At 71.1% G+C, this 13,513-nt stretch carries 15 protein-coding genes; 10 read left to right on the forward strand and 5 right to left on the reverse strand.

Annotation, left to right across the window (positions count from 1 at the left end; genetic code table 11):
• Positions 1–36 precede the first annotated feature (36 nt).
• The 10 genes from sctC to ASG29_RS02515 are packed head-to-tail and all read left to right on the forward strand — an operon-like array spanning position 37 to position 8,219.
• Entirely contained in the window at positions 37–2,031 is a 1,995-nt protein-coding gene (sctC, locus tag ASG29_RS02470; RefSeq protein ID WP_162242922.1) for a type III secretion system outer membrane ring subunit SctC, read from the forward strand.
• Positions 2,028–3,149, forward strand: coding sequence for a hypothetical protein (locus tag ASG29_RS02475; RefSeq protein WP_055979617.1), 1,122 nt, complete (start codon positions 2,028–2,030; stop codon positions 3,147–3,149). The genes sctC and ASG29_RS02475 overlap by 4 nt, the downstream gene beginning before the upstream one ends.
• A 24-nt stretch (positions 3,150–3,173) precedes the next feature.
• Complete coding sequence (locus ASG29_RS02480; RefSeq protein ID WP_055979619.1) at positions 3,174–3,485, forward strand: hypothetical protein; 312 nt, start codon at positions 3,174–3,176, stop codon at positions 3,483–3,485.
• A 12-nt stretch (positions 3,486–3,497) separates the two neighbouring features.
• A complete protein-coding gene (locus ASG29_RS02485; RefSeq protein ID WP_055979622.1) occupies positions 3,498–3,899 on the forward strand; it encodes a hypothetical protein in 402 nt (133 codons plus the stop codon).
• A 20-nt stretch (positions 3,900–3,919) separates the two neighbouring features.
• A complete protein-coding gene (gene sctJ / locus ASG29_RS02490) occupies positions 3,920–4,690 on the forward strand; it encodes a type III secretion system inner membrane ring lipoprotein SctJ (protein WP_055980738.1) in 771 nt (256 codons plus the stop codon).
• A complete protein-coding gene (locus tag ASG29_RS02495; protein WP_055979626.1) occupies positions 4,687–5,208 on the forward strand; it encodes a hypothetical protein in 522 nt (173 codons plus the stop codon). The genes sctJ and ASG29_RS02495 overlap by 4 nt, the downstream gene beginning before the upstream one ends.
• A complete protein-coding gene (locus ASG29_RS02500) occupies positions 5,205–5,801 on the forward strand; it encodes a FliH/SctL family protein (protein ID WP_055979628.1) in 597 nt (198 codons plus the stop codon). The genes ASG29_RS02495 and ASG29_RS02500 overlap by 4 nt, the downstream gene beginning before the upstream one ends.
• Positions 5,798–7,132: a FliI/YscN family ATPase gene (locus ASG29_RS02505; RefSeq protein ID WP_082515564.1), complete on the forward strand. Its 1,335-nt coding sequence runs from the start codon at positions 5,798–5,800 to the stop codon at positions 7,130–7,132. Before ASG29_RS02500 ends, ASG29_RS02505 begins: the two co-directional genes overlap by 4 nt.
• Entirely contained in the window at positions 7,129–7,587 is a 459-nt protein-coding gene (locus tag ASG29_RS02510; RefSeq protein WP_055979631.1) for a hypothetical protein, read from the forward strand. Before ASG29_RS02505 ends, ASG29_RS02510 begins: the two co-directional genes overlap by 4 nt.
• Complete coding sequence (locus ASG29_RS02515) at positions 7,584–8,219, forward strand: hypothetical protein (RefSeq protein WP_055979634.1); 636 nt, start codon at positions 7,584–7,586, stop codon at positions 8,217–8,219. Before ASG29_RS02510 ends, ASG29_RS02515 begins: the two co-directional genes overlap by 4 nt.
• On the opposite strand, the gene ASG29_RS02520 is transcribed toward ASG29_RS02515, so the two are convergent.
• Genes ASG29_RS02520 through mnmE form a run of 5 tightly spaced genes read right to left on the reverse strand, consistent with a single transcriptional unit; the run spans position 8,216 to position 13,510 of the window.
• Positions 8,216–9,130 carry a ParB/RepB/Spo0J family partition protein gene (locus ASG29_RS02520; RefSeq protein WP_055979636.1) on the reverse strand — a complete coding sequence of 305 codons (915 nt, stop codon included), beginning with the start codon at positions 9,128–9,130 and terminating at the stop codon, positions 8,216–8,218. The genes ASG29_RS02515 and ASG29_RS02520 overlap by 4 nt on opposite strands.
• On the reverse strand, positions 9,127–9,906 hold the full coding sequence (locus ASG29_RS02525; RefSeq protein WP_055979639.1) for a ParA family protein: 780 nt from the start codon (positions 9,904–9,906) through the stop codon (positions 9,127–9,129). Before ASG29_RS02525 ends, ASG29_RS02520 begins: the two co-directional genes overlap by 4 nt.
• Positions 9,906–10,514, reverse strand: coding sequence for a 16S rRNA (guanine(527)-N(7))-methyltransferase RsmG (locus ASG29_RS02530; protein ID WP_055979641.1), 609 nt, complete (start codon positions 10,512–10,514; stop codon positions 9,906–9,908). Before ASG29_RS02530 ends, ASG29_RS02525 begins: the two co-directional genes overlap by 1 nt.
• Positions 10,511–12,244 (reverse strand): tRNA uridine-5-carboxymethylaminomethyl(34) synthesis enzyme MnmG, encoded by a 1,734-nt coding sequence (mnmG, locus tag ASG29_RS02535; protein ID WP_055979643.1) that lies wholly within the window; start codon positions 12,242–12,244, stop codon positions 10,511–10,513. Before mnmG ends, ASG29_RS02530 begins: the two co-directional genes overlap by 4 nt.
• Positions 12,245–13,510, reverse strand: a complete 1,266-nt coding sequence (mnmE, locus tag ASG29_RS02540; protein ID WP_055979646.1) for a tRNA uridine-5-carboxymethylaminomethyl(34) synthesis GTPase MnmE — start codon at positions 13,508–13,510, stop codon at positions 12,245–12,247.
• Positions 13,511–13,513 lie beyond the last annotated feature (3 nt).

Raw genomic sequence — 13,513 nt, forward strand, 5'->3', positions numbered from 1 at the left:
GAGGGGACGGATTGCATGATTTCGCACGGCCTGACGATGTTGACGACCGGAACCGGCGTCGCGCTGACCATCGCGGCGATGCTGCCCGGCGGATGGGCATCCGCGGACACCGCCCCGCGCACGATGCAACCGGTGCCCGGTGCGGTGATGACGTCGCAGGTCGTTCCCGCGGCGCGATCCCCCGTCGCCCGGTTGCAGGGCGCGCCCGCGTCCCCCGCCACGCCCGGCGGCGCGGCCGGCGAACTGACGCTGTCGCCGCGCGATCAACCCATCACCGCCTTCCTGCGCGACCTGTTCGGCCGGGTCGGGCGGCCGGTGGTGCCCAGCGCGAACCTGACCGGGACGGTCAACGGCGTGTTCCGCGGATCGGTGAACAAGATCTTCGCCGACATCGCGCGCGCCTTCAACCTGGTCAGTTACGACGACGGCGCCGCCCTGTACGTCTACGGCGCGAACGAGGTCGGTGTGCAGACGCTGACCGTCGGCACCGCCACGGCGCAGCGCGTGGTGCGACAGGTCGCGGCGCAGCGGCTGGCGGACCGGCGCAACTACGTCCGCGCCTCGACGGACGGAACGCTGGTCGCCAGCGGCACGCCGCGCTTCCTGCAACAGGTGTCGCAGATCGCGAACGGCGGCGGCGGCGTCCGCAACGCGGGCATCCCGTCGGGCAGCCCGCTGGTCGGGGGCGCCGCCTTCGCGCCGCCGCCCGTCACGCCGCTGGAATTCCGCGTCTTCTACCTGAAATACGCGCGGGCGGAGGATACGGTCAGCACCGCGGGGGGCCGCGAACTGCGCCTGCCGGGCCTCGCCACGATCCTACAGAACCTCGTGCTCGACCAGCGTCCCGGCGGCAGCGCGGCGACCGGCGGCACGACGCCGACGCTGGGCGCACGGCTGGTGCGGCAGAGCCAGCCGCGGCTGAAGGGCCTGGGGCTGGGCAACATCCTCCCTTCGGGAACGCAGGTTCCGTCCACCGGCCTGCCCGTGCCCGGCCTCTACCCTACCGACGGCGGCGATGTGCTGGGCTACGGCGGTTTCGGTGGTGGCGCGGGCGGCGGCGGCGACGTCATGGCCCCGCTGACGCAGGACGTCGTGCGGATCGAACCCAACCCGTATCTGAACGCGGTGATCGTGCGCGACGTGCCCGAGCGGATGGGCGCTTACGATTCGCTGATCCGCGCCCTCGACGTCGAGCCGCAGGTGGTCGAGGTCGAGGCGACGATCATCGACATCAACACCGACAAGCTGCGCCGGCTGGGCATCAACTGGCGGCTGGAAAGCGGCGGGCTGGGCTTCCTGTTCGGGGACGGCACCGCGAACGACACGCTACTGACGCGCAATCGCGGCCTGTCGCGCCGCGGCAACGTGACGCAGATCACCCCGCCCGCGGCGGGCGGCACCCTGTCCACCATCATCGGCAGCCAGCGCGAGTTCCTGGGCCGGATCCAGGCGCTGGAGACGAAGGGCGTCGCGCGCGTGGTCAGCCGGCCGCAGATCATGACGCTGGCCAATGTGGAGGCGGTGTTCGACCGCACGCGCACCTTCTACGTCCGCGTCGCGGGCCGCGAGGAGGTCGACCTGTTCAACGTCACCGCAGGCACCGTGCTGCGCGTCAATCCGCACGTCTTCCGCGATCAGGACCAGACGCGCGTGCGCATGATCGTCAATATCGAGGACGGCTCGATCAGCCAGAATTCGCTGGTCGAGAACATCCCGATCGTGGAGCGCGCCAGCGTCTCGACGCAGGCGATGGTTCTGGACGGCGAAAGCCTGCTGCTGGGCGGCATGACGGTCGATGCGGATTCGGACGACGTCTACAAGATCCCGCTGCTGGGCGACATTCCGCTGCTCGGCAATCTGTTCAAGGTGCAGCAACGCAACCGCTCGCGCACCGAACGCCTGTTCCTCATCACTCCGCGGCTCGTCTCGCTCGGGTCGCGCGTCGGACCGACGACGGTGACGTCCACCACGCGCGTCGCGCCGACGCCGGTCGCGCCCGCGACGCCCGCGGGGGGGAGGCCGCTGCGGTGAGCATCGACATGCCCGTGCTGCGCATCCTGAACGGCCGCCTGGCCGGGACGGAGCAGGCGCTGCCCGCGGGCGGCGCGGTGTCGATCGGCCATGCCTTCTGGCACGACGTCGTCGTCCGCGATCCCGCGACGAAGGGGATCGCGATCGACCTGTCGCTCGGGGCGGAGGGCGCGGCGCAGGCGACCGTGCTGGAGGGGGAGGCGGAATTGCTCGGCTCCACCGTCCCGGCAGGCGAAACCGCGATCGTGCCCGCCTACGTCCCCTTCGCGATCGGCGGCGTGGCGATGGCGTGGGGCGATCGCGACAGCGACCGGTGGGAGGAGGCGACCGGCCTCGTCGCCGCGGTCCCCGCCGCCGCCGCCGCGCCGCCCAGCGCGCGCGATCATGCGCTGGCCCTCGCGGGGCGTGCGGGGGAGGGGGCGACGCGCGTCCTCACCCGCCCGCGCATCGCGCTGGCCGCGGGCGCGATCGGCGTGATCGCGCTGGCGAGCGCGGCGGTGCCGGTCGTCGACGCGCTGCACCTGCGCGGCACGCCGGCGCAACGCGTCGAGCGCGCGCTGGCGGGCAGCGGGATCGCGGGCCTGTCCGCGCAGGAGGACGAGGCGACGGGCGCGGTGAACGTGACCGGCGTCGTGACCAACGACCGGCAGCGCGCGAAGGCGGTGTCGGTGATGCGCGACACCGGCATCGCGGGCAACGTCGCGGTCCTGACCAGCGCCGACCTGGCCCGCTCCGCCGCGGACGTGGCGCGGATGAACGGGATCCAGGCGGTGGCGCGCCCGATCGGGCGCACCGCGGTCGAACTGCGCGTCACCCCGCTGGCGCCCGACCAGGAACAGAAACTGGCCCAGGCGGTCCGCGGCGACGTCCGCGCGCTGACCCGGCTGGCATTGCGCGACGATCTTCCCCCCGTGGAAGCGGTGCCGTTGCGGACCGTTCAGGATGCGACGAAGAAGGTGTCGACCGTCGTCGGCGGCGAACCTTCGTTCATCCAGACCGTTGATGGGGCGCGTTACTTCCCCGGCGCGGTGATGCCCAGTGGGCACCGCCTGATCGCCATTCAGGGGAACGACGTGGTGTTCGAGAAAAGCGGGCGACAGACCCGCGTTGCTTTCTAGACACTTGCAAGAAGGAGACGAACGATGACCGACAACAGCATCAGCGGCGGCCTGGGCATGATGGCCACCACCCCGATGACGGGCAGCCGCATGCAGAAGGGCGGCGCGCCGGGCACCTGGTTCGAGGCGCTGGCCGACGCATGGGGCCAGACCCTGGACGGGCAGGCATCGCGGATCGAACAGATGTCGCAGGGCATCAGCGGCGGCGGCGACAATCCGTCGCAGATCACGAAGCTGACCGCCGAATCGATGCGGATGAGCTTCATGGCGCAAAGCTCCTCCAGCTCGATCGACAGCGTCGGCAAGGCGCTCGAAACCATGGCGCGCAAGGGCTAAGGAGGACGACACATGTCGATCGAAGCCATCGCGGCGGCCTCCGCCGGCGCGGCGGGGGCGGGCATGCCGCCCCCCGATACGATCCAGGCGGGGCCCGGCGCCTCGATCGCGGACATCACCAGCTTCCAATCGTCGCTGACCGCGGCGGGCGGTCCGTCGCCCGTCGGCGGCCCCGACCAGCTGTCGCCCGCGATCAAGGCGATGTTCACCCAGCTGGAGAAGGTGAACGGGGAGGCGAAGAACGTCGCCGATTACGCCAGCCAGGCATCGGCGAAGGGCGCGGAGATGACTCCCGGCGAGATCGTCAACCTGACGATGAAATGCCACGAGTTCATGTTCCATTGCCAGCTGACCTCGAACATCGCGAACCGCACGTCGGACGGCGTGCAGCAATTGTTCCGGCAGCAATCGTGACCCGCGCGCAGGAGGACGCCATGGACTGGACGAAGCGGCTGAAGCTTGCGATCGCCGGGCTCGGACTCGTCCTCCTGGCCGCGTGCGGGCGCGCCGAGCTGTACGGGAAACTGAGCGAGGCGCAGGCGAACGAGATGATCGCCGCGCTCCAGCGATCGGGGATCGAGGCCGGCAAGGAAAACGGCGGCGACGCGGGCTGGACGCTGACCACCGCGAAGGGCGATTTCGGCCGCGCGGTGGAGATTTTGCAGGCGCAGGGCTATCCGCGACAGGATTTCGCGACGCTGGGCACGGTGTTCAAGAAGGAGGGGTTCGTCTCCTCCCCCACCGAGGAGCGCGCGCGGCTGAACTGGGGCCTGAGCCAGGAATTGTCGCGCACGCTGACGCAGATCGACGGGGTAGTGCAGGCACGCGTTCACCTGGCCCTGCCCGAGGACGCGCCGCTGGCGGAGACGAAGGCGCCCGCCTCCGCATCGGTCTTCATCAAATATCGCCCCGGCGCCGACATCAACGGACAGATCGGGAAGATCAAGGCGCTGGTCGTCAATTCGATCGAGGGGCTGAAGTACGAGAACGTCAGTGTCGAGACGTTCGCCGCGCAACCGCCCCCCGTGGCGGTGGGCACCGCACCGGTCAGCAGCAACGGCTCGAACGACGGCGCGGTGATGGCGGCGATCGGCGGCGCGTTGCTGCTGGCCGGCGCGATCGGCTATCCCGGATACCGCCGCTGGCGGTTGCGGCGACGGGCGGCGTCGCGGCGCGCGATCGTACCGCAGGAGATCCAGCGGTGAGCGCCGCGGCGGAGCGCGCGGCGCTAGCCCGGATCGGCGCGAACCTGATCGCGATGGCGGGCGAACGTGGCGATCGCCGCGCCCGTAGCGTCGGCGGCGACCGGCGGCCGGTGCCGCCCGCCACGGGCTTCGCCGACATCGCCGCTGCCCCGGTGTGGCTGCAATCCCCGCGCGAAGAGCTGACCCGCCTCGCCCTGCGCGCGGCGCTGATCGCGATGGCGCCCGCGCTGGCGGCGTCGATCGACGGCGGCTGGCTGCGCGAACTGGCCGCGCTGACGGGGGAGGGGGCATTGGACCATGCGATCGCACTGGCCCCATCGATCCCGGACGGCGGAATCGCCGCCGTTCCGGTGGACGCGACGAAGGCGCTGGGCTTCGACGTCCTGCGCGCGGCGCTGCCCCCCGCATTGCATCGCTATTTGGACTGGGCACCCGGCGGCGAGGCGCCGTGCCCGCCCGCCGTCGCCGCGGTCTCCATCCGCAACGCGCTGGCCGTTCTTCCCGACGAGCCGGCATGAGCTACGTCCTGATCCACGCCGACCGGCAGGCCACGCTGCTGCGCGGCGATCCCGTCGTGCCAGCGGCCGACCTGCCCGCCTTCTACGACGCGAACGCGCTTCTCGACGCCGCGTCCACGATCCGCGACGACGCCGAACGCGGCGCCGCCGACGCGATCGCCGCCGCACGCGCGGAGGGGCTGGCGGCGGGGCATGCCGAAGGGCTGGCGATCGGCGCGGCGGAGGTCCGCGACGAATTGCTCCGGCTTGCCGCCGCCGACGCCGCCCGGACCGCGGCGCAGCGCGCCGACCTGGCACGGCTGGGACTGGAGGTCGTCCGCCGGATCGCGGCGGAGCTGGGCGAGCCCGCGATGGTCGCCGCGCTGGCCGAACGCGCGGCGACCACCGTGGCGCCCGACGCGCATCCCGTGGTGCGCGTCCACCCCGATGCGCTCGCGGCGACGCGCGACCGACTGGCCGCGCGCGCCGTGGTGCAGGGCGACGCCGCGCTCGCCCCCACCGATTGCGTCCTGGCGACTCCGCTGGGCGAGGTGCACGCCGGGCTGGACACGCAATTGGCGGCGCTGGCGCAGGCCTGGGGTGTCGACGCATGAGCCTCGCCGATCCCCCGCCCGCCCCGTCCGTCGACGATCTGGTCGCGCGGCTGGGCCGGTCGACCACGGTCGAACGCCGCGGGCGGCTGGTCGAGCTGATCGGCACCACGCTGAAGGTGACGGGCATCGCGGCGCGGATCGGCGAGACGTGCGAGGTCATCGCCCCGCAGTCCGGCGACAGCGTGATGGCGGAGGTCGTCGGCATCGCGGGCCATGCCACGATCCTGACCCCGCTGGGCGATGTGCGCGGGCTGTCCGCCGATGCGGAGGTGATCGTGCGATCCGGGGCGGACCGCGTCCCCTACGGCGACGCGCTGCTCGGGCGCGTGCTCGACGGACGCGGGCGGCCGATCGACGGACTGGGTGCGCTGCCCCCGGGCCTGCCCACGGTGCCGCTCCACGCCCCCGCCCCCGGGCCGATGACGCGCATGTTGATCGACAAGCCGCTGGAAACCGGGGTGCGCGCGATCGATTCCCTCCTGACGCTGGGCGAGGGGCAACGCGTCGGCGTCTTCGCCGCGGCGGGGGGCGGGAAGTCGACGTTGCTCGGGATGCTGGCCCGCTTCGCGAAGGCCGAGGTGATCGTGATCGCGCTGATCGGGGAGCGCGGGCGCGAGGTGCGCGAGTTCATCGAGGATGCGCTGGGCGCGGACGGGCTCGCCCGCTCCGTCATCGTCTGCGCGACGTCGGATCGCGCGGCGATGGAGCGCGTACGCGCCGCCCATCACGCGACCGCCGTGGCGGAAGGGTTCCGGAGCGAGGGGCGCAACGTCCTGCTGCTGATGGATTCCGTCACGCGGTTCGCGCGCGCGCTGCGCGAGATCGGTCTGGCGGCGGGCGAACCGTCGGTCCGCCGCGGCTTCCCGCCGTCGGTCTTCGCGGAACTGCCGCGGCTGTTCGAACGCGCGGGCACCGACGCGACCGGCGCGATCACCGGCGTCTACACCGTCCTGCTGGAGGATGAGGACGGCGGCGATCCTGTGGGGGAGGAGGTCCGCTCGATCCTGGACGGCCACATCCTGCTGTCGCGCAAGCTGGGCGCGGCGGGCCATTATCCCGCGATCGACGTGCTGGGCAGCCTGTCGCGCCTCTTCCCGCGGCTCGCGTCGCCCGCGCACCGCGCCGCCGCGACGCAGGTCCGCGCGCTGATGGCCAAACATGCGGAGATCGAATTCCTGGTGCAGGTCGGCGAATATCGCGCGGGCGCCGATCCCGTCGCCGACCGCGCGATCGCCGCCCGGCCGGAAATCGACGCGATGCTGCGGCAGGACGCGACGCAGCCGACCGCCATGGCCACCGCCCTCCTGATGCTGCGGAGTATCGGCGGATGAGCACCCGGATACAGATCGCGCAGGCGACGCAACTAGTGCGGCTGCGCGACGTACGGGTCCGCGCCGCCGCGGTGCGGCTGGCCACCGCCCGCGCCGCAACCATGGAGGCGGAGCGCGCGCGCATCGCGGCGGACGAGGCGGCGGATCGCGCCGCGGCCGCGCACCGGACGGCGCGCGACGGGCTGGCGGCCGATCCGGGAGAGGCCGAACGCCTGCTGGCACTGGTCGACCGGGCCCGTTTCGACCGGTCGATGGCGATCGAGACGCTGGGCGAGGCGCGCGGGGCCGAGGACGATTGTCGCCGCGACGAGGACCGACGCCGTCGCACGATGATCCTGGCGCAGGCACGGCACGATGCACTGGCCGAACGGCTGGGCACGATCCGGCAGGGCGCGGCGCGGGTGGACGAGGAACGCCAGGCGCTGGATGCCGAGGATGTGAGGAGGTTTCGATGAGCGACGTATCCGCCACCGGTCGCAGTGCCGATCCCGCGACGCGGTCGTCCGCGCGCCGCATCTCCCGCGCCGCCCCGCCCGCGGAGGATGTGCGCGCGATGGGCGAGGCGTTCCGGCGCGCGCGCGGCGGCCTCCCGGGTCGGGCGGATGCGGCGATGCCGCGTGGCACAGGGAAGGGCGCGGGCGTCGCCGCACGCACCGGCGCCGCGCCCGATGCCACCGCCCCGGCCGGCCCGCGAACGGGGGACGAACAGGCGACGCTCGACCGGCGCGACGCCGATCGCCATCCCGATCAGGGGTTCGCCGGGCTTGCCCAGCATGCCGCCGTGCCGGTGGTCGTCGCCGCGCAGCCCCCGTCGCCATTGGTCGATCCGACCGCCTTCGCGCAGCTGCTCGCCGACCTGTGGACGCGCGAGAACGGGCGCGGCCCGCGCGAGGTTCGCGTCCGCTTCGGCGCCGCGACCTGGCCCGCGACCGGCGCCACGTTGGTCAGGAGTGCGGACGGCCTGCTGGACGTGACGGTGGACATGGCACCGGGCACCGCCGACGCGCGGATCGACGTGCTGGAAACCGCCCTGGGCGCACGCGGACTGGCGATCGGTCGCGTCGCGATCGGCGCGACCGCGGCCTAGATCCGCTCCCCGCTCAACCGCTGGCACACCATGTCCAGTTGTTCGAGCGTGCTATATTCCAGCGTGATCGCACCATGGCCGTCGTCGTGGAAGGCGATGCGCACCTTCAGCCCGAGCAGGTCGGCCAGTTGGGTTTCCAGCGCCGCGATATCCGCGCTGCCGGTCGATCCTCCGGCGGCGGGGCGCCCCCGCCGGTCGGGACGCGTCTCGTCGCCCCGACGGCGGCGGGCCAGCGCCTCCGTCTGGCGCACCGACAGGCCCTTGGCGATCACCTCCTCCGCGACGGTGGCGGGATCGGGCGCGCCCAGGATCGCGCGCGCATGGCCCATCGACAAAGTGCCGTCGACGACGCTTTCCTGCACGCCCGCAGGAAGGTCCAGCAATCGCAACAGGTTGGCGACATGGCTCCGCGATTTGTGGACAACGCGGGCCAGGACTTCCTGCGTATGTCCAAATTCGTCCTGTAGCCGCTGATACGCGACCGCTTCCTCGATCGCGTTCAGGTCCTGCCGCTGGATATTCTCGACCAGCGCGATCTGGAGCGTCTCGCTGTCCGAATAGTCGCGGACGACGGCGGGCACCTCGTGCAGTCGCGCGCGCTGTGCCGCACGCCACCGCCGTTCCCCCGCGACGATCTGATAATCGTGGCCGTGGCTGCGCACGATGATCGGCTGGATCACGCCGCGTTCCGCGATCGACGCGGCCAGCTCGTCCAGCGCGCGCTCGTCGAAATGCCGTCGCGGCTGGCCAGGGTGCGGCGCGATCGCGCTGATCGGGATCATCCGGACGCCGCCGCGCGGTGCCGAGCTCGCCTCCGCGGCGACGCGTTCGTCCTGCGCGACATCGCCCAGCAACGCGCCGAGCCCGCGACCCAGCCCGCCGCGCGGCCGTCGTCCGCCTGCGTCGCTCATGCCGCCACCTTCGCTCGCGGCATCCGCTCGATCACTTCACGCGCCAACGATATGTAGGCCTCCGACCCTGCGCACCGATGATCGTAGATCAGGGCGGGCAGGCCGTGGCTCGGCGCCTCCGACAATCGGACGTTGCGGGGGATGACCGTGTCGAACACCACCTTGCCGAGCACCGCGCGCACATCCGTCGATACCTGATCGGTCAGCCGGTTGCGCCGGTCGTACATCGTCAACGCCACGCCCAGGATCGACAGCGACGGATTGAATCGCTCGCGGATCCGCTCGACCGTCCCCAGCAACTGGCTCAGCCCTTCCAGCGCAAAGAATTCGCATTGCAACGGCACCAGCAGGGAATCCGCCGCGACCATGGCGTTGATCGTCAGCAGACCGAGGGAGGGCGGACAATCGATCAACACCACGTCCCAGGAAGCGGGAGCATCCTCGATCGCCCGGTGCAGCCGATGCGTCCGATGCTCCAGGTCGACCAGCTCGATCTCCGCCCCCGACAGGTCAACCGTCGCCGGTACGACGAACAGGCGCGGTACGCTGCTGGCCACCGCCGCCTCCGCCAGGCCGCCTCGTTCGATCAGGACATCGTAGCTCGACCGGCTCCGCTGCGCATGGGTGATGCCCAGACCGGTCGACGCATTGCCCTGAGGATCGAGATCGACGAGCAACACCCGTAGGCCCGTCGCCGCCAGCGCCGTCGCGACATTGATGGCACTGGTCGTTTTCCCGACCCCGCCCTTCTGATTTGCGATCGCGATGCGGTACATCATGTCACTCCGTTGGCGACCAGAATGACCGAGTCAGGGTCGGTCAGACTATGTTCCACGTGGAACATTGCCTGCCACTCGCGCGGAAGGTTTGCAAGTTCCGCCAATCCCCCACGACCGCGCGGGAACAGGACGGTGGTCGACGGCGTGCGCAAATGCTTGGTCCCGCGCAACAACGTCATCGTCGGTGCAACGGCCCGCGCCGAAACGATGTCCGCGACAGGCGATCGCAACATTTCGACCTTCACGGGCTCGACTTTCACGAAAGGAAGATCGAGCGCTTCCGCAACAGAGGACAGGAAGGCGGCCCGGCGCGCGCGCGGCTCCACCAGCACGGTCGGCAATGGTCGAAGCATCGCAACGACCAGTCCGGGGAATCCGGCGCCGGTCCCGACATCGATCCAGGCCCCGCCCCGCTCCGGCGCGAGCGTCAGAAGTTGCGCGGAATCCACGATATGCCGCGCCCAGATCGTGTCGAGCGTCGACGGCGCGACGAGGTTCTGCCGCCCCGCCTCATCGCGTACCAGCGACGCGAACCGTTCGAGCTTTGCCACCGCAGCATCGCCCCACCGGGCGGCGATCCACGCCCGCGCGTCATCTTCCGTCATGCCGACTTCCTCGCGTGCAACCACAAGGCCGCGAGCGCCGCGGGGGTGACGCCGCGGATGCGTCCCGCCTGATCCAGCGTGTGGGGATCACTGACGCTCAGCCGCTCGATCATCTCGATCGACAATCCGGGGATCCCCGCCAGCGCCGTACCACGCGGAATAGGCACATCCCGATCGCGCCGCATCGCGTCGATCTCCTGCGCCTGCCGCACCAGATACGGCGCATAACGTCGATCCTCCTCCACCTCGCGGACGATGTCCGGATCGATCGTTTCGTTTGCATCCGCCCCTTCCCGAAGGGACGCGCGTTGCTGGTCCCGGCGCTCGACATGCCGCCGCCGCGCCTCGCCCAGCAGCCCCGCCGCGATCCCGAGCGATGACAATCGCGTTTCCGCATTATCCGCCCGCAACGACAACCGATACTCGGCCCGCGCCGTCAACATGCGATACGGTTCGCTGATCCCTTGAAGGACCAGATCGTCGATCAGGACGCCGATATATCCGGCCGCACGATCGATCAACACGGGCGCCAGATCGCAGGCATAGGCCGCGGCGTTAGCACCGGCGACCAGCCCCTGCGCCGCCGCTTCCTCATATCCGGTCGTTCCGTTCAACTGCCCCGCGCAATAGACCCCCGCGATCGCGCGCAGCGCCAGTCGATGGTCCAGCGCACGCGGATCGACATAATCATATTCCACCGCATAGCCGGCGACCGTGATCGTGGCCTGCGCCAACCCCGGGATCGTCGCGATCATCGCCGCCTGCGTCGCTGCCGACAGCGATGTGGAGATGCCGTTGGGATAGACGGTCGCGTCGTCAAGTCCCTCGGGTTCCAGGAACACCTGATGCCCGTCGCGGTCGCCGAATCGGTGGACCTTGTCCTCGATCGACGGGCAGTAGCGGGGACCCGCCCCATTGATCGCGCCACCGAACAGGGGTGACTCAGCCAGACCGTCGCGAATGACGTCGTGGGTCGCCGCGGTCGTCCGCGTGATCGCACAGGCCAGCTGCGGCAATCGTCGCCCGCTCGTCATCGGCGACATGGCCCAGGCATCCATGTCGGACGGCTGCGCTTCCAATGCCGCCCAATCGATCGTGCGACCGTCCAGCCGGGGCGGCGTCCCGGTCTTCAACCGATGCATCGGAAGGTCGAGCGCACGCAGCCGCTCGCCCAGCCGCGCGGCAGGCCGCTCGCCGACGCGCCCACCCGCCATCCGGTCGAGCCCGCGGAATATACGCCCGCCCAGAAACGTCCCCGTCGCCAGCACGACGGCGCGGCCCGGTAGCCGCGATCCTTCGGACAGCGCCACCCCCTCGACCCGATGCGCGTCGACAATCAGATCGGCGACCTCGCCGCGCACGATCTCTAAGTTCGGATATTCGGCGAGCAGCGCGCGGATCGCGGACCGGTAGCGCCGCCGATCCGCCTGAACCCTCGGCCCCTGCACCGCCAGTCCCTTGCTGCGGTTCAGCATCCGGTGATGGATCGCGGCGGCATCCGACGCCCTCGCCATCAATCCATCCAGCGCATCGACCTCGCGCACCAGATGACCCTTTCCCACGCCCCCGATCGACGGGTTGCAGGACATCGTCCCGATCTGCTCGGGATCCTGCGTCACGAGCGCGACGCGCGCGCCGCGCCGCGCCGCCGCGGCGGCGGCCTCGGTCCCCGCATGACCGCCCCCGACGACAATCACGTCGAAGGCAGCGCGTTGTTCCACGTGAAACATCTACTTCCCTACACAGAAACGCGCGAACAGTGCGTCCAGCATCGCCTCGGTCGCGTCGGTCCCCAAGATCGCCGCCAGCGCGCCCGATGCCCTTCGCACCTGTTCCGCCAGGATCAACAAATCGTCGGATCCCTCCGCCGCCGCGATCGCGTCTACCGCGCGCATCACCAGGCGCCGCTGTTCCTCATGCAGCCGCATGTCGTCGGCAACCATCAACGGCGCAACCCGTAAAGCGATGTCATCCCACAGTCGCTCGACGGTCCGAGGCAAGCGTGCCGACACCGGCAGGCCCTCTCCATCACCGACAAGGTCGCTTTTCGGTCTGAGTAACAGCCCGCGCAGGGGGAGGGCGGCGGGCGAGCCGAACCACAGCACGAGGTCCGCCGCCTCGATCAGCATCCCCGCCCGCGCGATCCCGATCGCCTCGATCGCGTCGGTCGTGGCAGGTGCAAGCCCCGCGGTATCGACCAGACGATAGGCGTGACCATCACGCACCACGACCGCCTCGATCGCGTCGCGGGTGGTGCCGGCAATGTCCGTCACGATGGCGCCCTCGCGACCGAGCAATGCATTGAACAGCGAGGATTTGCCCGCGTTGGGTGGACCGGCCAGCACCACTAGCGCCCCATCGCGCAATCGCTCGACCGTCGGCCGCGCCACGACCTCGCGCATGTCCCGACCGAGCGACGACAGGTCGCGCCGGATCGGCGCAAGCGGCGCGGCGGCCACCTCCTCCTCGTCCGAATAATCCAGCGCCGCCTCGATCCGCGCGGCTACGTCCGCAATCCGCCCGGCCCATCCGGTCACCGCACGACCGACCGCTCCCTCGCTCGCCGCCAGCGCCGCGCGCCGCTCGCCCTCGGTATCCGCAGCCAGCAGATCGGCCAGCCCCTGCGCCTGTGCCAGGTCGATCCGGCCGTTCTGCAACGCGCGTCGGGTGAATTCGCCGGGAAGCGCGGGCCGCAAGTCCGGCATCGACCCCAACGCGCGTTCCACTGCGGCGACCACGGCACGACCGCCATGGACGTGGAACTCGACCAAATCCTCTCCCGTCGCCGTGTCGGGCCCGGGGAAGGCGAGGACCAGCCCATGGTCCAGCACCGCCCCCGACGCGTCGCGCAACGTCCGCAGCGACGCGGTACGGAACGGCGGCAGGGGGCCCGCAATCGCCTCCGCCGCGGCATGGGCGGCCGGGCCGCTGATGCGAAGGATCGCGATCGCCGCGGGGGGACGCCCGCTGGACAGCGCGTAGATCGTGTCGCTCACGTC

The organism is Sphingomonas sp. Leaf412 (assembly GCF_001425405.1).
In the GTDB taxonomy this organism is placed as follows: domain Bacteria; phylum Pseudomonadota; class Alphaproteobacteria; order Sphingomonadales; family Sphingomonadaceae; genus Sphingomonas.

Excerpts from the sequence above, each read along its gene's own strand:
- sctC (WP_162242922.1), top strand. The coding sequence starts at position 37 with ATGTTGACGACCGGAACCGGCGTCGCGCTGACCATCGCGGCGATGCTG.
- ASG29_RS02480 (WP_055979619.1), top strand. The coding sequence starts at position 3,174 with ATGACCGACAACAGCATCAGCGGCGGCCTGGGCATGATGGCCACCACC.
- ASG29_RS02485 (WP_055979622.1), top strand. The coding sequence starts at position 3,498 with ATGTCGATCGAAGCCATCGCGGCGGCCTCCGCCGGCGCGGCGGGGGCG.
- sctJ (WP_055980738.1), top strand. The coding sequence starts at position 3,920 with ATGGACTGGACGAAGCGGCTGAAGCTTGCGATCGCCGGGCTCGGACTC.
- ASG29_RS02500 (WP_055979628.1), top strand. The coding sequence starts at position 5,205 with ATGAGCTACGTCCTGATCCACGCCGACCGGCAGGCCACGCTGCTGCGC.
- ASG29_RS02505 (WP_082515564.1), top strand. The coding sequence starts at position 5,798 with ATGAGCCTCGCCGATCCCCCGCCCGCCCCGTCCGTCGACGATCTGGTC.
- ASG29_RS02510 (WP_055979631.1), top strand. The coding sequence starts at position 7,129 with ATGAGCACCCGGATACAGATCGCGCAGGCGACGCAACTAGTGCGGCTG.
- ASG29_RS02515 (WP_055979634.1), top strand. The coding sequence starts at position 7,584 with ATGAGCGACGTATCCGCCACCGGTCGCAGTGCCGATCCCGCGACGCGG.
- ASG29_RS02520 (WP_055979636.1), bottom strand. The coding sequence starts at position 9,130 with ATGAGCGACGCAGGCGGACGACGGCCGCGCGGCGGGCTGGGTCGCGGG.
- ASG29_RS02525 (WP_055979639.1), bottom strand. The coding sequence starts at position 9,906 with ATGTACCGCATCGCGATCGCAAATCAGAAGGGCGGGGTCGGGAAAACG.
- ASG29_RS02530 (WP_055979641.1), bottom strand. The coding sequence starts at position 10,514 with ATGACGGAAGATGACGCGCGGGCGTGGATCGCCGCCCGGTGGGGCGAT.
- mnmG (WP_055979643.1), bottom strand. The coding sequence starts at position 12,244 with ATGTTTCACGTGGAACAACGCGCTGCCTTCGACGTGATTGTCGTCGGG.